The organism is Photobacterium gaetbulicola (assembly GCF_003025515.1).
Lineage (GTDB): Bacteria > Pseudomonadota > Gammaproteobacteria > Enterobacterales > Vibrionaceae > Photobacterium > Photobacterium gaetbulicola.
Genome location: NZ_PYME01000007.1, coordinates 156,940 through 174,754 on the forward strand (window position 1 = coordinate 156,940; position 17,815 = coordinate 174,754).

Genomic DNA, 17,815 nt, shown 5'->3' on the forward strand with positions numbered 1-17,815 from the left:
CACAAAACGGTCAAACTCTCCTCGTTGTTCTTTGCAAGAAAATTACAACAAAAATCATAGAACTACTGGTGTTTTGTGCGTCAAATCTCATTGAAACTGTATAAATTTCATCTAAAAACGTAATTAAATTAAAAATCGATGATGCAAGTGTACCCCTATGTGAAACCGATCACAGATGGTAGGGGTGGGGTTGTCATAGCATTGCTCCCCGATGGAAATCGGTCAAATGTGATGATCTGGGCCTGATTGGGCGATGTAAACATAGAAAAATCCTGTTTTCACCGCCAATAGTTAAGGAACATACTAATATCCCTAAGTTACCTCTCAATCCTTTTTTTGAGGTCGCTAGTGGATGAGCGTAATGAGGATCATCTGGTTTGTCCGAATGTTGTAAATCTGCTGCAGTTTCAATGTGTTTTGCAGCAGGCAGTATCGGGGAACACTCAATGGAAAAGCCACGCCTTACGTTTTGGCAGATATGGAATATGAGCTTCGGCTTTATGGGGATTCAATTTGGCTTCGGTTTGCAAAATGCCAATGTAAGCCGAATTTTTGAAACCCTGGGAGCTAGCATTGATCAAATCCCTATTCTTTGGATAGCAGCACCACTTACGGGCTTGTTAGTTCAGCCCATTATTGGTTACTTCAGTGACCGTACCTGGACGGTACTTGGCCGCCGTCGTCCTTATTTTCTCTGTGGTGCCATAGCCTCCTCACTCGCGCTGATTATCATGCCGTATTCCCCGTACCTGTGGGTGGCTGCCGGCATGCTGTGGATTTTGGATGCGTCTATCAATATCTCGATGGAGCCTTTCCGTGCCTTGGTGGCCGATAACCTTCCCTCTGAGCAGCGAACCCAAGGGTTTGCGGTGCAGACCTTCTTTATCGGTGTCGGCTCGGTGGTGGCATCAGCGATGCCCTATTTGTTGAGCAATGTATTCGACGTTGCCAATACTGCCCCGGCAGGTGAAGTGCCATCATCGGTCAAGATTTCTTTCTTGTGTGGGGCCGTGGTGTTTGTGGCGTCTATTCTCTGGACGGTGATCCGTACCAAAGAATACTCACCGCAACAGTTGGCGGCTTTTCACAATACAGCGCCGCAACAGGAGGAAGAAAAGGCCAGCTTGCAAGCGATTTTGTCTGATATCAAGGCGATGCCTAAGACAATGATGCAGTTGGCGGTGGTACAGTTTTTCTCTTGGTTCGCTTTATTTGCAATGTGGATTTACACCACATCGGCAGTTACCTCGCAAATTTTCGGCACCACGGATACTAGTTCGGCGTTGTATAACGAAGGGGCCGACTGGGTCGGCTTGTGTTTTGCCGCATATAACGGTATTTCGGCGCTGGCGGCCTTCGCTCTTCCTTGGTTGGCGCAGCGCACCAGCCGTAAGTTTGTCCATAGCTTCTCGTTGATCATCGGTGGCTTGAGCCTGGCATCGATTTCCCTCATCCATAATCCTGCCATGCTGATGGTCAATATGGTGGGTATTGGCTTGGCTTGGGCGAGTATCTTGTGTATGCCTTATGCCATTTTGGCCGGTGCCCTGCCAGTGAACAAGATGGGCTTCTATATGGGGGTCTTTAACTTCTTTATCGTATTGCCACAAATTCTGGCGGCGGGGATCCTGGGCTTCTTTACCCGTTGGGCGTTCGATGGCAATACCATGATGGCGATTGTGCTTGGCGGCGCGTCAATGATCTTCGCTGGCCTTGTGGTATGTATCGTGAAAGACGAAGACGAGCCGAATAACGTTGAGTCTAACGAGAAACAGATGGTCACAGCTTCAGAGGGAGTAACCGTTTAACCTCAAGCGCTGTGAGCATTAATAGGGCCAGCTTGTCAGCTGGCCTTTATCGTTACGGGAAAGCGATGGCCATCACTTAGCTAAACTTCGCTGGCCGCTTTTGCAGAAAAGCGCTGACGGCCTCTTTGGCTTCGTCACTTCTGATCCGTTTGATCAGCTCAACGTTTTCGTCCTCAATGGTTCTTAGCAGGCGTGCTTTGTCTTGCCGGCTGAGCATACGCTTACTGATCCGCATGGCTTTAGGAGGCAACTGGCTGATTTGTTCAGCGCACTGGAAGGCCAAGTCGTCAGGGGTTTGGCTAATCTGATTGATAAAACCCAACGCGAGCGCTTCCTCTGCGGTCATCGGCGCTCCGAGCAATAACATTTCTTTGGCTTTTCTCTGGCCGACAACCTTTACAAACTCAGTGCTCGATGCCATCTCAGGGCAAAGCCCCAAATGGACAAACGGCGTTTTGAAAACGGCCGAGGGCGAACTATAAACCACATCGACAAACTGCAGCATCGTGGTACCTATGCCAACCGCCGGGCCTGAAACCGACGCGACGATGGGGATTTCGCATTCTACCAATGACTTCATGAAGCGTTCGCCATGAAAGTCAGCCATACCCTGTGAGATGGCGACAAAATCTTGCATGTCATTACCACCACAAAATATCTCCGGCAGTCCACGCAATACAATCACCCGTGTTTCCGGTGATTGGTTGGCTTGGTTCAGGGTATCGGCCAGGGTGTGGTACATCGCTTGATTCAACGCGTTTTTGGCATCAGGGCGGGTGAGCTGGATATCAAGAATGGGTCCATTGTGGGTAATGCGGATGTCCATGTCAGCTTTCCTTAAGTGGTAGGATGAGTTGTTTTGCCTATTAATCATGGACAAGGCAGGACAATAAGACAATTAAATCTCGGCGGGCAAGATCCCAAAATAGGGTACGCGTTATATGGCGATAGGCCTTTGAAAGGCAGGATGAGGGTGTTGGCGGTCTATTGGCATTAGCGGTGCCATTGTCTTGCCGGAGGAAGATATTGAAGTACTTAAAAAATTATAAGTGTGATTAGATTGTGTTTAGCTCATGGCTGACCCACCCAAAGCGGCGTGTCAGCACTCATCGCTCGTAAAGGGCAGGCAACTAAAGGAAAAAGGTGTCGAGATACAACTGCTCGACTTCCTTTCTTGCCCACTCGGTGCGGCGCAGGAATTTCAGGCTCGATTTGATACTCGGGTCATTGTTGAAACAGCGGACTTTGACAATTTGCCCTAGCTCTTCCCAACCGTAGTGGTCGACGAGCTCTTCAAGGATCCTTTGCAGGGTAAGGCCGTGTAATGGGTTGTTTGGTTGGTGATCCATAGTGTTTCTTTGTGCGCTTGTCTTAATTCGGTCTGGGTGGGCACTATACCAGCTTGGATTATCTAATTAAATCGCGATATTTGTTAGACTTGACATAACTTCGCAGCAGGCCATGTTGGCAAGGCTGCATTAATGATGGGAAATACTGTGCTCAATAACGATATTTTGCGACGTCTTCGATATACCTTCGATTTCAGCGATTCTGAGATGATGGGTATTTTTGCCGCTGCTGAGCATGAGGTTAGCCGTGAGCAGATCAGTGATTGGCTGAAGAGAGAAGAGGAGCCGGCTTTCAAGAAGTGTACGGATCGCGAGTTGGCGATTTTTCTCAATGGCCTGATCAATGTTAAGCGTGGCAAAAGGGAGGGACCACAACCAGAACCTGAGTCGCGCTTGACCAACAATATGATTTTCATGAAATTGCGTATTGCGCTGAATTATAAAGCGGAAGATATTCTGGAGATTATGGAAAGTGTCGATTTTCGAATGAGCCAGCATGAGCTAAGCGCATTTTTCAGAAAGCCCGACAACAAGCATTACCGCGAGTGTAAAGATCAGATCCTGCGTAATTTCCTATTAGGGATGCAGTATAAAATCCGCCCTTGATTGGCGGCTATTGTTGCGCTGAAATGTTCAGTCAAACAATAAACAAGGGCTGCCAATGGCAGCCCTTGTTGTTTTGAGCGGTTTAACCTGCGCTTTCGTCCAGGCTGATGTCACCTTCATGTTGGTTGAGCAGCATCTTCTGGATGTTGAAACCGCACAGCATCAGGATCAGGCACCAGTTCAGGAACGGCAATGTGCCTTTTACCATACTCTCGGCCAACTGGGCCGGTTTCCATTGAAAAGTTTCACACAGGCCGTCGATCGTGATGCCGGTAAAGGTGTTGTCGCCGATGACACGCTTGAACTCTTTTTCCGTCGGCATTTCAAACTGGGTTTTGTTCTTGAAGGCTGTCGGCTTGAAGGCGCGCATGACCTTGCGTGCGTCGACGTCTATCGGCTGGCCGTTGTTCTGGATGTTCGGCCGGCCTGCCAGTGCAGTCAGGAAGCACCAGCAAGGGTAGGGAATATCGGAGATATTTTCCGGTTCACGCTTGTAGCGTGACATCCAGTCAGAGAGTTTCTTTTCTTGTAGACCTGTTAAACGGGCGAGGGTAGCGGCATCGTAACCATACTCTTTGAGTAGGTTGATAATTTCAGCAACTTCGGCAACGAAGGGCTTGGCCCATTGGTTGGCAGGGGCTAGGGTGACATCTCTGATCATGCTGGACTCATTGGCATCTATAGGGGTGCTTGAGAGGCTCAAGCGCATAGCCATAAGCTTATTCGAAGCGAATGATTAAGTCTATTCTCCAGGCGTTGCCAGTCTTCTTTGACGCATTAGCTGTATATATATCGGTCAGTTAGTCATTGCATGACGTTGGGGGCGGGGGGCTATATCGCTGGCGACGCAATAATAAGACTGGTAGATAAAGGATAGCGTTGAGGCTTAGTGCCATCACTACACAAATAGCGATGTTTGGTAAATCAATGGGAATACCTGGCTTGAAATGGATTAATACACGTTGCAGCACGTCGGCCCTTAGTGGGTTAAACATATATAGTGCTTTGTCGATAAGATGACCGCTTGAAAGAGTTTCTAAAGCAGATTCAAGCATGTGGTGCTGCTCGATAACCGCCAATTTTTGCTCGGCATCGAGCCGAACAATCGAATTTGCTTCTTGGAGTAGGGCCGTAATCATACTTTCGGCACTATCAAAACCATGCTGGCGAGCATTGTATTCGTAGCGTTTGACTTGCTGGGCGGTTCCGTCATAAAAGCCAGAAAGGTACTGCAGGTAATGATCCGCAAGCATGGGAGTTTGCAGAGTTATTATTAATAGTCCACCAAAAATTAGCCTATCAAATATCCTTTTAAACATATTGCCTCCATACAGTGAGCTTTATTGAATATAAACGAATTTTATGGATTGTGGAAAATAGCGGCACCAGCGAGCAATTTTTTCCACATGTTGTGCGAGAGGGAGGAGTGTGCGCCTATACGTATAATGGGTCGATGAGGTTGGTCCGACGGGCTTTTGCAAGACGAAAAACAAACAGGACGAGCATGGGCTCGTCCTGTGAGGTAGATTGACCTATGTTGGAATAGGTTTAGCTTCTAACGCTGAATTAGAAGTTTGCTGAGCGTGGCGTACGTGGGAATGGGATCACGTCACGAACGTTAGCCATACCCGTTACGTAAGAAACCAGACGCTCGAAGCCTAGACCAAAGCCAGCGTGCGGTACTGTACCGTAGCGGCGTAGGTCACGGTACCAGCCCATGTGCTCAGGGTCGATACCCATCTCAACCATGCGCCCGTCCAGGATTTCCAGACGCTCTTCACGCTGAGAACCACCGATGATTTCACCGATACCCGGTGCTAGAACGTCCATCGCAGCAACAGTCTTGCCGTCGTCGTTCATACGCATGTAGAACGCTTTGATGTCTTTCGGGTAGTTCTTCACGATAACCGGAGCTTTGAAGTGCTCTTCTGCCAGGTAGCGCTCGTGCTCAGAGGACATATCGATGCCCCACTCAACGTCGAACTCGAACTTGCGGCCAGAGTCTTTCAGGATCTGGATGGCATCGGTGTAGTCAACCTGGGCAAAGTCTGAATCTACAAACTGCTCTAGGCGAGAGATTGCGTCTTTGTTGATGCGCTGAGCGAAGAACTCAAGATCATCACGGCGCTCTTCAAGTACCGCTTTGAACACGAACTTCAGCATGTCTTCAGCAAGCTTGGCAACATCGTCTAGATCGGCGAATGCCACTTCAGGCTCAACCATCCAGAATTCTGCAAGGTGACGGCTGGTGTTAGAGTTTTCAGCACGGAACGTCGGGCCGAAAGTGTAAACCTTGCTTAGGGCACAAGCGTATGCTTCTGCGTTTAGCTGGCCAGATACGGTCAGGAATGTTTCCTTGCCGAAGAAGTCTTCGTTGAAGTCAACATCGCCCTGTTCGGTACGAGGCAGGTTAGCCATGTCCAGCGTCGATACGCGGAACATTTCACCGGCACCTTCACAGTCAGAGGCTGTGATCAGCGGTGCAGACATCCAGAAGTAACCCTGCTCGTGGTAGAAACGGTGGATAGCTTGAGAAAGGCAGTTACGAACACGTGCTACTGCACCGATGACGTTGGTGCGCGGACGAAGGTGCGCCACTTCACGAAGGTATTCGATTGAGTGACGGGTTTTCGCCATTGGGTATGTGTCGGCATCTTCAACCCAGCCAACGACTTTAACGTCAGTGGCGGCTAGCTCGAAGTCTTGACCTTTCGCTGGTGATTCAACAATCTTACCGGTGACCTCAACAGAGCAACCAGTGGTCAGTTTAAGTACTTCTTCCTGGTAATTATTTAACTCATTAGGGACCACGGCCTGAATCGGGTCGAAACAAGAGCCGTCATAAATGGCAAGGAAAGAGATTCCAGCTTTGGAATCACGACGTGAACGGATCCAGCCGCGAACAGTGACTTCACTGTCAACCGCTAGCTTACCGCTAAGTACGTCTGTTACAGGCGCGTAAGTCATGTGTAAATTATTCTCCGTTAAGGCACTTTATTTGTGTACTGTCGGGTATTCTACCCTAAGACACAGTCCAAGGAACCCATATTACCTGTCTTACGTTTAGCATCAAGCCTTGTTATTGCCTGAAAGGGTAAATTGATGCAGTAATCGCTCTAATTGTTCCGCCAAGTGCTCAAGATTTACGCTAATTTCCTTCGAAGCCTGGGCATGGGTAGCTGTATCGTCTGCATGTTGGCTAATGGTGTCGATTTTTGAACGGATACCGTCGGCCAATGAAGCTTGGCTGGCACTTTGCTGCTGAATATCGACTGCATGGGTATTGACTACCTGGATCTGATCACCCATCGCTGCCAATGCGGTTGATAACTCTTGGATGGTATCGACCTTGGAATAGGCGGTTTGGCAGGTGGTATCGATAGCCTCTGCAGACGCTTCGCAGTCGTTGTGCAGGGTTGCAATGATTGCCTGAATATCGCCAGTTGCCTGGTGGGTCCGGGTGGCGAGACTACGAACTTCATCAGCCACGACGGCAAAGCCACGGCCTTGTTCCCCGGCTCTGGCGGCTTCGATGGCGGCGTTGAGTGCCAGTAAGTTGGTTTGCTCGGCAATGTTGCGGATCACATCGAGGATACTGCCCACCTGAAGACTCTGCTGGTTGAGGTGGTCAATCTTCAGTTTGACGTTCTCGATGGCCTTGACCAGTTGCTGGATATCTTCGCCGGCCTCAGAAGCGAGTTGGGTGCCCGCGTTGGCCGATTCGGCTGCATGCTGGCTCAAGGTTGCCGATTCGGTGGTGCGCTGCTCGGTGTCATGCTGCTGGTGCTGCATGGTATCGATGGCACTGAACATGTCGCCGGTTTCGACTCGTTGGCTATCGGCAGCCCGAGTGGTCTGGGAGGAGACCGAAATCAAGTGGTTGGCCTGCTCGCTAAGTGAGACCGATGTTTGCTGCACCTGCTCCAGGCTTGCGGAGAAATTGTCCAGCATTTGATCATAGCTGTTGCAGAGTTCTCCGATTTCATCTTGCCGGTTGTCATTGAGCCGCTGACTGAGATCTTTATTCTTGCTGGTGGTGCACATGTAGTCTGAGAGACGCTTGAGCGGGTTGACGATGATTCGGCGGATCATGAATAGGGTAAAGAGGAAGCCGGTTGCGGCGATGGCGGCCATAATGCTTCCTGCCGAAAGCAACTGCTGGTTAATACGCTGGTACAGGGGGGCTAAATCGTACTCCAGCCGCACAACGCCGAGCACCTCATTTTCCGGTACGATATGACATTGCAAACAGTTAGTTCCCCGGTAGTCGGCTTTGGCCTTCATCGGCAGCGCCACCAAGAGTTTGCTGCCACGCTCGGTGGTTATGGTCTCGGCAATGGTTTCTCCGGCCAGCGCGCGTTGGTCGAAGTGGTCAACGGCAGCCTGGTTGTCTAGCCCGGGGCCGAAAAACTGAGTAATGCCAGGGCCCCGGATCACCCTGACATTCTCAATTCCACTGTGGGAGAGAACCTTCTGGCGCAGGGTTTCCTTTTGCGACATAGTCCCGGTCAGCATCATCATATTTAAGCTATCAAAGTAGTTGCCGGCTTTATCCAGCGTTTGTTCGCTGATCACCGACTCCAGCAACTTCTTTTGTTGTCCAGCCTCATAAATAAGGCTGGTTACCAAGACGATAGTGAAAACTGAAAACAGGGTAAGCAGCAGTTTGTTGGCGATTGTAAGACGCATCTTCCATGATCTCTTCTTTTTTTTGTGGATATTGTAATGTGTTTGAAATGTTAAAAGATGGCTGGTTGTAGTGGGTGTGATGCCGAGCAACAATTCTGTTTGAGAATATTACCTGAATGTGATCTGTGTGTGGCCTAGGGCTTTGTTATTGAATGGTATTTAATCTTATCGCTGCTGGTTGGCGACAAAGAGGCCAAACGGAGTTTGGCCGTATGGTGTTAATTTAATGTTGGGCTAAATGCTCTTCTGCAGTCATGCCATAATAGACTTTGTCATCGAAGCCTTGCTCGAGTTTATAATAGTCTTTCTGGCGTCCTTCAAGTTGATAGCCACATTTCTCTAAGGTCTTGTATGAGCCAACGTTCGCACCATAGCAGTTGGCAGTGATTTTGTGGCTGCCTAACTCATTGAAGCCTAAGTTGGTCATTAATTGGCATGCTTCAGTAGCGATACCTTGACCCCATGCATAGGCTGGTAGTTGATATCCGATCTCATGATTCCCAGAGCAGAACATTACTTGGGTAATGGCTGTCATACCCATATAGCGGCCATCTTGGTCCCGGATAATGAAAGTTGGACTATCAGGCCAGACACCATTATTTATTGCTTCTTGGGTATTCTCAATAATTGGGCCGAAGAAACCTTGGTACAAGCTTTCGTCGGCAGGGGCAAAGAATAGGTATTGGTTGACCTTATCGTCACCGAGCATGGTGATAATATCGTTTAAATCAGACGGCTGAATAAGGCGGATGGTCAATATGTCGTGGAATGCGATAGCGTCGCCTTGTTTCAATGCGGAATATGACGCTAGATTTGCTGTTGAAGTTGAAGTTGAAGTTGAAGTTGAAGTTGAAGTTGAAGTTGAAGTTGAATTAGTCATAGTTACCTCGTTAGCTGGTATCTATATTAACTAGGCTGATAAGTTTGCGATTGGACTTTTGCGACAAAATAAACAGAAGACTTATTCAAAGTCCCCATAGATGTCGATGGTTAGATCCCGGTTTTGCAGGTAGCAGGAAGGGGTACGCCTAAGCTGTTGTTTGAGTTGCCTGATCAAATGAGATTGATCACTGAAACCAAATTGTTGGGAAAATGCGGTCCAATCAATATCGTTATTTTGTTGATAGAGCGCTAGAATCATCTGCTCCAGCTTGATCATCAATTGGTACTTTTTGACACTTAGCCCAGTGACCTGACGAAAGCTTCGTTCCAGTGTACGTCTAGAACAAGCACATAAGTCGGCTAGTTGGTTAATACTTAAGTTATCGTCAGTTGCTTCACGCTGATTTACCTCTATAGCCGCAATAGCTTTTTGAGTGAGGGTGAAGGACTTATCTATATTGTCGGAAAGGGGGAAGCCTTCAAACTTTTTGTGTAAGCATGCGATAATTTTTTTCTTCGTTCCGCATTGATACAACGTCTGTCGAAACTGGCTATCGAATACCGGTGTCAGCCAGTCAAACCAGCCACATTGATTGACTAACTCAGCGCTGGATTTGTTGAGTAAGTAAAGTCCTTCGGGGCGAAAAGTAATACCTATTCGTTTAAGTGGGGCATTATCGATAAGGGTAAGCAGCCTGTCGCTTGCAGTTAGTAAGTGACTCCCTTCGCCTGACAATTGTTCGTCATCACCTTGATAGCAATAAGTTTGCTCTGGTGGGGTAAATAATAGATGTGCCCTAGGGTTGGGAATGAGCTGTGGAAGTTGTTCAATGCTGTCACCGTTTTCCACTTCAAGATACCAGATCTGGTGAATGAGCCATTCATAACCTTTCAGTGGGTGCTTCCACGTGATCATTCCTGTTACCTGTTCCCGGGTTAAACTTGCTGCCTTTTAAGTTTGGCGAGTAAGCGTTGTTAGTTATCGATGTTTAGTTATTCTAAATCATTCGCGCCTTTAAATGGCGTTTTATCGCTTGAGCAAATGGCGACTAGCCTGTGGCGCACAAAGCCCGGTTTCCCCGGGCTTTGTTTCTTAAAGCTGGATCTCTAAGGTGTCTGTTCTTCCGTGACATCGAAGGCACAGACTTCACCATCGTTGAGTATTGTTCCGGCTGGTGGCCCTGCGGGCTCCTCTTCCGCCGGAGGTGTTTCTCCTTCCGCCGGAGGTGTTTCTCCTTCTGGTGGCGGGGTTTCGCCTTCAGCTGGCGGGGTCTCACCTTCCGGTGGCGTCTCTTCTTCTACCGGTGGTGGCGGTTCAGTCGGAACCACATTGGGTACCGAGCTGGCGTCTACCAGGGTGACGATGTCACTCCAGATCTCACCTTCGTTGCTGCCGTAGTTCAAAGATTCATCCGTTTGCCAGCGCCCCTGGTGGTTGAAGGCTTTGATGGCCAGTTTCAAACCGTCGGTATCGGTGATTTGGATCCGCTCATTCATCGGGTACGACTCGTCAACTGACTCGTAATACAGCGTGCCGTCTTCTTCTATCTTCCAGCGAATGGCAATATTGAAACCACAACCGCTTTCATCAATATACGCCCCATCGAAAAATTCCCCTTGGAAAGTATCGCTGAGTTTCAGGTAGCGTGCTGACCCCGGTTGATTATCGCTGGCAAACGACAGCGCTTTATCGTCGCGGTCATCGCCACTCTGTCCCACTAACAGTGCCTCGGTGAAGATCGGGTTACGGCCGAACCAGATCTGTTTGCAGAGCTGGACCTGGCTGTTGTAGTTGGCAAGGCTTTCTTTCACAACCGGGGTTGCCGTGGTTTGATCCCAGCCAGAATCACCATCAAGGCAAGCGGCTAGGGAGCCCGGTGCATACTCGCGGGCCATCAGGCTGGTGATTTGCGCTTGCTGTCCCTGCTGGCTGAAGACCTTTATCGCCAGCAGGTTTTGCTGGTACTCATAGCTGGTCAGTGCCCAGTAATCGAATTCATCTTCAATGTTGGTGTTGCCGATAAGTTTTAGGTAGCCCTGCTCAGTGAAGGACCATGCACGGGATCCTGTTTCCCTAAGGGTATGGCGGTAGTGCTCCCAGCTGTTGTCGCTGCGCAGGATATGGGCTGTTATTTCTCCCTCCTCGCTGATCTGTACCAAGGTTTTGTCGGTGAGATCACCGACTGACTGGTTAGTGAAACGCTCGTCACCGCCACATTCGGTCACGGCATTGAGGAACAGCCCTTCATTGGCCAGGTCGGTGTCCCCGAAGGCACACTCGGCAAAGGGCGGCAAGTTGTCACGGGTGGCCGCGGCAAAAATCTGTGCTTTGGCATCATTATCAAAGCCTGAGGTATTGAATTCAGCGCGTTCGAGCAATACCTCGCCAATATTGACGAAACCCCGGTCCTCGATGAGGAAGAGATTGCGGCCATTGAACGCGTAGTCGTCGGCAAGTTGCTTGATGACGTCCGGTACATCGAACCGGATCACCGGTTTGCCCGAAACCGTGGTCGGTGCCCATACCCCGGTGTCCTGGATTGTCCACTCGTTGGCTGCAATGCGGCTCCAGTAGCGGACAGTAAAGAAATCATCACCGATGAACTCGGCGACAATATTGTCGCTAAGTTTGAAGCCGTTGACCTGATCAATAGTGATACCCACGTTGAACAATGGCGTCTTGATATCGTCAAGCGAAGTAAACCCGGCATCGGGAGTCAGGTATGGATAGGCGCGGCAGGTGTCCTTATCATTGGTATTGTCGCAAAGCAGGTAGGTTTCTTTTTCTGGCCGCCAGGTAAAGTAGAAGCCCGAGGCACCGTCCCCAAACGTCATTTCGTCTTCGATGTAGCGGGTGAGGTAATGGTTCTCCTTGCTTGACAAGAAATCGTGCATTTTCTTGCCTGACAGCGCGTAGACTCTGGCTTCCAGGGTCATACCTGACTCATCGTTGATGTTGAGTGCGGCGTCAGTGAGAAGCGCCGTTTTATCGGTGGCGAATTCGACCTTCAGATAGTCGAACAAGCCAAGCCAGATCCCCTGATTGGTCAGCACTTGCGAGCGGATGTCGTCGGAGCCAAAGCTGGTAGAGTTACTGAAGTAGGTGAAAACTTCCGTCAGGGTGATATCTTCACTGCCGCTTTTATCCCAGCTGAACTCACTGATTGTGGTTTCGTTGCCGTCATACGATGTCGTGTCGGCAAAAATCGCCTTGCCTTGGTTGCCCTCTGACGCACTGATTTCCCAATAACCGTCATTGAGGATGGCCAGCACATTGGCGGCGACAGCCGACTGTTCGGTAAAGAACCGCTCAAGCCGGCCTTCGGTCATGGTCTGAACAATAGTCAGGCTCATCAGATCTTTGAGCGTTAGTCCTTGAATACCGATTTTCGGGAAAAGGGTATCACGGATATCGATGGCGATCTTGTTGATGTCTTCTAGGGCGAGAGCAACCGCCCCCTGTGCCCCGGATTCGAAAACGTCAGTGAATACGCCCCAGCTTTCATCGGCGACAACTCGCTGGGCAAGGGCATAGTAGGTGAGCGATGACTCAAGAGAAATGGCTAGGCGCTCAGTGGCCAGCGGTGTCATGAGCAAACCGCTGGGTAGGCTCTCGCCTAGGGTGTACTCGGGAACTCCGTCCAGGTCAACCAGCAAGACGGCATTGATCCGCGCCCGGGTGCCCGCATCTAGGACATAGTTGCCATCTCCCTTGGCCTCTAGCCGGGTGATATCGATAGATTCAAAAATTTTCCCTTTGTCGTCCAGCCAGACAGCCGCGAAATTCTGTTCGGTAAGATGTTTAACTGCATTGGCATAGGCTGGGCTGATCAAAGAGAAACCTTGATTGGCGGCAAGAACCATACCGTCGGGTGCATCGACAGAAACCGTGAAGGTGGTTGAAACGGGCACGGGCGTGCCTGTAACGGGCTCGGCGGGCTTACCGCTGTCTCCACAGGCAGCAAGCAGCAGGCTACTGATAGCCAGCAGGGTATATCCCAGGTAACTGCGCATAATAATTTCCCCAATAGGTCACTGGATCATGAATCTTTATTGGTATTAGTTTCTGCTCAGTATAGATAGGGCAAAAAGATGCAAAGTTAAGAAAGGAGATGTGTCTCGGAGATAGAGCGGCTGTCCTGAAAGTAAGACAGCCGAATAAGGTAGCCTGTCACCTTGATGTCAAGCGACTACGCGATAGCGAGGTATTTGTGGGTCTGGATAGACAGGCGCCAGTTGCGCTTGATGCAGGTTTCGATACACAGCTCGGTCGCCCTCGGCTTCTGGCTGATTGGCTGCAGGGCGATATTGACGTTGGTCTTGAGCTGTTTTCCCGCGAGCAGTTCATCAAGCTGATCGATATCTTTTTGGGTACCGACAGGATGCTTGATCTCATCGGCACGTTCCAGCGCACTTGCAAGCACAGGAAGCTTGGCCTTCATGTTGATTTTGGGTGAAACCGTGACCCAGGTGTTATCCGTTGCCTGCACCTCAGAGGTACCACTGGTTTCGATCTGGCAGTTAAAGCCCGCTTGCTCAAGAGCGGTAGTAAGCGGCAGCAAATCGTAGATACAAGGCTCGCCGCCGGTGATCACGACATGTTTGGCGGTGTAGTGCTGCTGGGCAAGTAAATTAACGATGCCCTGGGCATCTAGCTCGGTCCAGATCGGGGAGTCTCCGGTCTTTTCCATGACGTCTTCGATAGAGCCGTGATCCTGAGGTTCAGCACTCCAAGTTTGTTTGGTATCGCACCAGGCACAGCCCACAGGGCAGATTTGGAGCCTGACGAAAATGGCAGGTACACCGGTAAATACACCTTCACCTTGGATTGTTTCAAAGACTTCGTTAATTTTGTACACCGTTAACCTCATGGTGGGGGATTTTGCGACCGGGCATTATCGCAAAATTGCATGGAGCTGTCTTTATATCGGTTAATTTTTGTAGTTAAAAAAAAGGCAATAGTTTTGCGGTACAATGAGAGCTGGGGCAAAAATTGCTTTGTTTTTCATGAATCGTCGTGACCCTTGTCACGGACTGAACATTATCGACTTCACAATTACTTCGCAAAGTAAAAAAATTCAATTTGTATTAAATGATAACAGAATTTACCGGGAGTTTAGGCATGTATGTCGCTCAGCCAGGTCACATAGACCATATCAAAAGAAATAATGCCGGCAGCGTGTACAAGCTTATTGACTTGTTTGGCCCCATCTCCCGCATTGAGCTATCCAAACGTAGTCAGCTAGCCCCTGCGAGTATTACTAAAATTACCCGTGAGCTCATTGAAGCCCACCTAATCAAAGAAACCGCTATTCAGGAATCTTCCAGCCGGGGCCGCCCTGCCGTTGGCTTGGTGCCTGCCAATGAAGGCTGGCAGTTTTTGTCTATCCGCCTGGGGCGGGGCTACTTAACCATCGCTTTGCACGAGCTGGGCGGGGATATCCTGGTGGAAGAGCGTCAGGATATCGATGTACTTCATCAAGATGAAGTTCTGAAAAAGCTGATTGCCGAGATCCACACTTTCTTTGCCAATCATGTTGGCGAACTAGATAGGATCACGGCCATTGCCGTGTCACTGCCGGGACTGGTAAATTCTGATGCCGGTATGGTTATCCAGATGCCCCATTACGATGTTCACAACCTCGAACTCGGGCCTGCAATCCATGAAGCAACAGGGCTGCCGGTATTTATCGGTAACGATACTCGCTCTTGGGCACTGGCCGAAAAACTGTTCGGTAACTCTCGCGATGTGGCCAACTCCATTTTGGTGTCTATCCATCACGGTGTCGGCGCCGGTATCGTGCTTGACAATGTTGTGCTGCAAGGGCGAATCGGTAACGTGGGTGAGCTGGGTCATATCCAGATCAAACCCTACGGCAAACGTTGTTTCTGCGGTAACCACGGTTGCCTAGAAACGGTGGCCAGTGTAAAGGCTGTTATCGAGCAAGTTGATCAGAGGCTACGGGAAGGTCACCCCTCGTCGCTTCATGGCAAGACGCTGACGGTAGAGCGGATTTGCGAGGCGGCTATGGCCGGCGATACATTGGCCCGGCAGGTGATTGTTGAACTAGGCCACCATTTAGGCCAAGCCATTGCAATCATGGTTAACCTGTTTAATCCCGAGAAGGTGTTGATCGGGGGTGAATTCAATCGTGCGAAAGATATTTTGTACCCGGCGATCATGGATTGTGTCCGCAGTCAGTCGCTGCCGGTGTACAACCGGGATTTGGTTATTGAGCAGAGCTCGTTCTATACCCAGGCGACTATGCCGGGCGCTGCGCTGGTGAAACAAGCCATGTACGATGGTCATTTGTTGATGAAGCTGATTGAGGGTTGACTAGCGTTGCCGCTGGCTCAGGTAAATATGTCTTTGTAAAAATTCACATCCACAGACATATACTTGACTAAATTGTCACATTAGCTGTCACTTTTCAGTTGTTCGTCAATGACATTGTGCAGAAAGGAGAGGGCTGCCCGGTGATCATTACGGCTCATGAACCATTGCTTCTGGTTGGTTTCCAGGGGCAACAGTTCTAGCCAGCGCTGGCATACCCAAGTCATGTCATTGTAATCGGGCAAGGGGTAATTCTCAGCATGCTCGGGATATTCATCGAACAGGGCTTTCAGGCTATTGGAGATATCCCGGTCGACAAACTTGATTTGGCTTGGGGTCCAATTGGATATTGGAGTGACATCGCCAAACCGCAAACCATCTTCTTCTTGCCAATGTTTATTGATCAGGAACTTTTCAACGCCTTTGATGGTAATGCCTAGTAGACCATCTGGGAGCTGCTCGAAATCCGTGATGATTACCCGGGTGCCGAAATGGCACATCGTCTCTTCATCTTTCATGCAGAGGCCGAAGCCGTTACCGTCCCCCATAGCCAGTTTGACTAAACGGGTATAGCGTGGTTCGAAAATACGCAGTTTACTTATCCCACCTGGCAGCAGGTATATCTGTAACGGAAATAGTGGTAATTGCATAGTATTAGCCTTACTGACGTTATTCATTATATAAATACGGGCCAACCGGAAGTTGGGTTTGCTATAACGTTCAGGAAAAGTATAAGCAGACAATCTTTAGAAGTTGTCTGCTTTTCGATACTACTTAAGTGCTAACATGATGGCGGAAGTGAGCTGGCTAAGTTGTTGTTGATTAATGATAAATGGAGGCATTATGTAGACAAGTGTGCCAAATGGGCGAATCCATACCCCACTGTCGACAAAAGTTTCCTGAATACTGGCCATCTCAACGGGCTCATGGAGCTCGACCACGCCGATGGCTCCCAGCCAGCGAACCGCCTTGACTTTGTCGAGTACTTCAATCTCTGGAAGTGACTCAGCTAATTGTTTTTCAATGGCTTTTACCTGATGCTGCCAATGCCCTTGGGCGAGGATATCCAAGCTCGCATTGGCGACTGCACAGGCCAGCGGATTACCCATGAAGGTTGGGCCGTGCATAAAGCACCCCGCTTCACCGCCGCATACCGTATTTGCGACATGACTACTGGTAAGGGTGGCCGAAAGGGTCATATATCCCCCCGTCAGCGCCTTGCCGACACACATAATATCAGGACTGATACCGGCATGTTCGCAGGCAAATAATTTTCCGGTGCGGCCAAAACCGGTCGCTATCTCATCGGCAATGAGCAAAATACCGTATTCGTCGCACAGCTGTCGCACCCGCTTGAGGAAGGTCGGGTGATAGATACGCATCCCCCCCGCTCCTTGCACGATAGGCTCGATAATGACTGCGGCAACGTTGCGGTGCTGCTGCTCGAGCTGGTGGCGGAAATCATCAATATCCGACTCTTGCCAAGGCTCAAAGAAGCCTCCCTCCGGCGACTGGGCGAAGATATGCTCAGGCAGGAACCCCTTGTACAGACTGTGCATCGAGTTGTCGGGGTCGGTGACCGACATAGCGGCAAAGGTGTCGCCATGATAGCCATGTTTGACCGTGAGAAATTTTGCCCGCGGCTCGCCTCTTGCGTGCCAGTACTGCAGCGCCATTTTCAGTGCCACTTCCACCGCGACGGAACCTGAGTCGGCGAGAAAAACATGCTGCAGGGGGGGCGGTGTGATAGCGACCAGCTTGCGGCAGAGCTCGACAGCGGGCTGATGGGTAATGCCGCCGAACATCACATGTGACATTTTATCGAGCTGGGCTTTAGCCGCTTCGGTTAAGGCCGGATGGTTGTAGCCATGGATCGTCGACCACCACGACGACATGCCATCAATGATTTCCCTGCCGTCCTCAAGTTGCAAATAGACCCCGTTGGCACTGACTACCGGGTAACACGGGAGTGGGTTCAGGGTTGAGGTATAGGGGTGCCAGACATGCTGCTGATCAAATTCCAAATCGACCGTATTGTTTGTTTTTTGCACAGTTGTAAACCTTGCTCCTTGTTGGTGGTTGACAGTCTACCGTCTCAAAGTAGACTAGCCAAGTAACAAGAAGCAATGAATGCATCATTCAGCAGC

General features: G+C 49.8%; 15 protein-coding genes. 3 read left to right on the forward strand and 12 right to left on the reverse strand.

Translation table 11 applies throughout. The features are described 5' to 3' along the window. Positions 1-446: 446 nt before the first annotated feature. On the forward strand, positions 447-1,808 hold the full coding sequence (locus C9J03_RS08440) for an MFS transporter (protein WP_044624419.1): 1,362 nt from the start codon (positions 447-449) through the stop codon (positions 1,806-1,808). 76 nt (positions 1,809-1,884) lie between these two features. On the opposite strand, the gene C9J03_RS08445 is transcribed toward C9J03_RS08440, so the two are convergent. Both C9J03_RS08445 and C9J03_RS08450 read right to left on the reverse strand, forming a co-directional pair. Then, positions 1,885-2,634 carry an enoyl-CoA hydratase-related protein gene (locus tag C9J03_RS08445; protein ID WP_044622973.1) on the reverse strand — a complete coding sequence of 250 codons (750 nt, stop codon included), beginning with the start codon at positions 2,632-2,634 and terminating at the stop codon, positions 1,885-1,887. Between the two features lie 304 nt (positions 2,635-2,938). Then, positions 2,939-3,157: a VF530 family protein gene (locus C9J03_RS08450; RefSeq protein WP_039464239.1), complete on the reverse strand. Its 219-nt coding sequence runs from the start codon at positions 3,155-3,157 to the stop codon at positions 2,939-2,941. A 147-nt stretch (positions 3,158-3,304) separates the two neighbouring features. Here C9J03_RS08450 and C9J03_RS08455 point away from each other — a divergent pair, with 147 nt between their 5' ends. Next, on the forward strand, positions 3,305-3,763 hold the full coding sequence (locus C9J03_RS08455; protein ID WP_044624420.1) for a YehS family protein: 459 nt from the start codon (positions 3,305-3,307) through the stop codon (positions 3,761-3,763). 82 nt (positions 3,764-3,845) lie between these two features. Here the strand turns inward: C9J03_RS08455 and C9J03_RS08460 are convergent, their stop codons facing one another. The 8 genes from C9J03_RS08460 to queE all read right to left on the reverse strand — a co-directional run bounded on the left by C9J03_RS08460 (position 3,846) and on the right by queE (position 14,205). Then, positions 3,846-4,424 (reverse strand): hypothetical protein, encoded by a 579-nt coding sequence (locus tag C9J03_RS08460; RefSeq protein WP_044624421.1) that lies wholly within the window; start codon positions 4,422-4,424, stop codon positions 3,846-3,848. 139 nt (positions 4,425-4,563) lie between these two features. Next, complete coding sequence (locus C9J03_RS08465; protein ID WP_044622974.1) at positions 4,564-5,082, reverse strand: DUF2937 family protein; 519 nt, start codon at positions 5,080-5,082, stop codon at positions 4,564-4,566. A 247-nt stretch (positions 5,083-5,329) separates the two neighbouring features. After that, the gene (gene asnS, locus C9J03_RS08470) at positions 5,330-6,730 is read right to left on the reverse strand and encodes an asparagine--tRNA ligase (protein WP_044622975.1); all 1,401 of its coding nucleotides are present in this window, start codon (positions 6,728-6,730) and stop codon (positions 5,330-5,332) included. 102 nt (positions 6,731-6,832) lie between these two features. Beyond that, positions 6,833-8,452, reverse strand: a complete 1,620-nt coding sequence (locus tag C9J03_RS08475) for a methyl-accepting chemotaxis protein (RefSeq protein WP_044622976.1) — start codon at positions 8,450-8,452, stop codon at positions 6,833-6,835. Between the two features lie 223 nt (positions 8,453-8,675). After that, complete coding sequence (locus C9J03_RS08480) at positions 8,676-9,332, reverse strand: GNAT family N-acetyltransferase (RefSeq protein ID WP_082060583.1); 657 nt, start codon at positions 9,330-9,332, stop codon at positions 8,676-8,678. Positions 9,333-9,413: 81 nt separating this feature from the next. Continuing rightward, positions 9,414-10,250: a helix-turn-helix domain-containing protein gene (locus C9J03_RS08485; protein ID WP_044622978.1), complete on the reverse strand. Its 837-nt coding sequence runs from the start codon at positions 10,248-10,250 to the stop codon at positions 9,414-9,416. Positions 10,251-10,441: 191 nt separating this feature from the next. Beyond that, complete coding sequence (locus C9J03_RS08490; RefSeq protein ID WP_044622979.1) at positions 10,442-13,348, reverse strand: hypothetical protein; 2,907 nt, start codon at positions 13,346-13,348, stop codon at positions 10,442-10,444. A 176-nt stretch (positions 13,349-13,524) separates the two neighbouring features. Next, entirely contained in the window at positions 13,525-14,205 is a 681-nt protein-coding gene (gene queE, locus C9J03_RS08495; RefSeq protein WP_044622980.1) for a 7-carboxy-7-deazaguanine synthase QueE, read from the reverse strand. A gap of 251 nt (positions 14,206-14,456) precedes the next feature. On the opposite strand from queE, the gene mlc reads away from it, so the two are divergent. After that, positions 14,457-15,671 (forward strand): sugar metabolism global transcriptional regulator Mlc, encoded by a 1,215-nt coding sequence (gene mlc, locus C9J03_RS08500; RefSeq protein ID WP_044622981.1) that lies wholly within the window; start codon positions 14,457-14,459, stop codon positions 15,669-15,671. Positions 15,672-15,751: 80 nt separating this feature from the next. Here the strand turns inward: mlc and C9J03_RS08505 are convergent, their stop codons facing one another. Together C9J03_RS08505 and bioA are read right to left on the reverse strand one after the other, a co-directional pair. Further along, positions 15,752-16,318 (reverse strand): LON peptidase substrate-binding domain-containing protein, encoded by a 567-nt coding sequence (locus tag C9J03_RS08505; protein ID WP_044622982.1) that lies wholly within the window; start codon positions 16,316-16,318, stop codon positions 15,752-15,754. A 120-nt stretch (positions 16,319-16,438) separates the two neighbouring features. Beyond that, entirely contained in the window at positions 16,439-17,719 is a 1,281-nt protein-coding gene (gene bioA / locus C9J03_RS08510) for an adenosylmethionine--8-amino-7-oxononanoate transaminase (protein ID WP_044622983.1), read from the reverse strand. Positions 17,720-17,815 lie beyond the last annotated feature (96 nt).

Coding starts and splice junctions, on each gene's coding strand:
- C9J03_RS08440 (WP_044624419.1), top strand. CDS start 447: ATGGAAAAGCCACGCCTTACGTTTTGGCAGATATGGAATATGAGCTTC.
- C9J03_RS08445 (WP_044622973.1), bottom strand. CDS start 2,634: ATGGACATCCGCATTACCCACAATGGACCCATTCTTGATATCCAGCTC.
- C9J03_RS08450 (WP_039464239.1), bottom strand. CDS start 3,157: ATGGATCACCAACCAAACAACCCATTACACGGCCTTACCCTGCAAAGG.
- C9J03_RS08460 (WP_044624421.1), bottom strand. CDS start 4,424: ATGATCAGAGATGTCACCCTAGCCCCTGCCAACCAATGGGCCAAGCCC.
- C9J03_RS08465 (WP_044622974.1), bottom strand. CDS start 5,082: ATGTTTAAAAGGATATTTGATAGGCTAATTTTTGGTGGACTATTAATA.
- asnS (WP_044622975.1), bottom strand. CDS start 6,730: ATGACTTACGCGCCTGTAACAGACGTACTTAGCGGTAAGCTAGCGGTT.
- C9J03_RS08475 (WP_044622976.1), bottom strand. CDS start 8,452: ATGCGTCTTACAATCGCCAACAAACTGCTGCTTACCCTGTTTTCAGTT.
- C9J03_RS08480 (WP_082060583.1), bottom strand. CDS start 9,332: ATGACTAATTCAACTTCAACTTCAACTTCAACTTCAACTTCAACTTCA.
- C9J03_RS08485 (WP_044622978.1), bottom strand. CDS start 10,250: ATGATCACGTGGAAGCACCCACTGAAAGGTTATGAATGGCTCATTCAC.
- C9J03_RS08490 (WP_044622979.1), bottom strand. CDS start 13,348: ATGCGCAGTTACCTGGGATATACCCTGCTGGCTATCAGTAGCCTGCTG.
- queE (WP_044622980.1), bottom strand. CDS start 14,205: ATGAGGTTAACGGTGTACAAAATTAACGAAGTCTTTGAAACAATCCAA.
- mlc (WP_044622981.1), top strand. CDS start 14,457: ATGTATGTCGCTCAGCCAGGTCACATAGACCATATCAAAAGAAATAAT.
- C9J03_RS08505 (WP_044622982.1), bottom strand. CDS start 16,318: ATGCAATTACCACTATTTCCGTTACAGATATACCTGCTGCCAGGTGGG.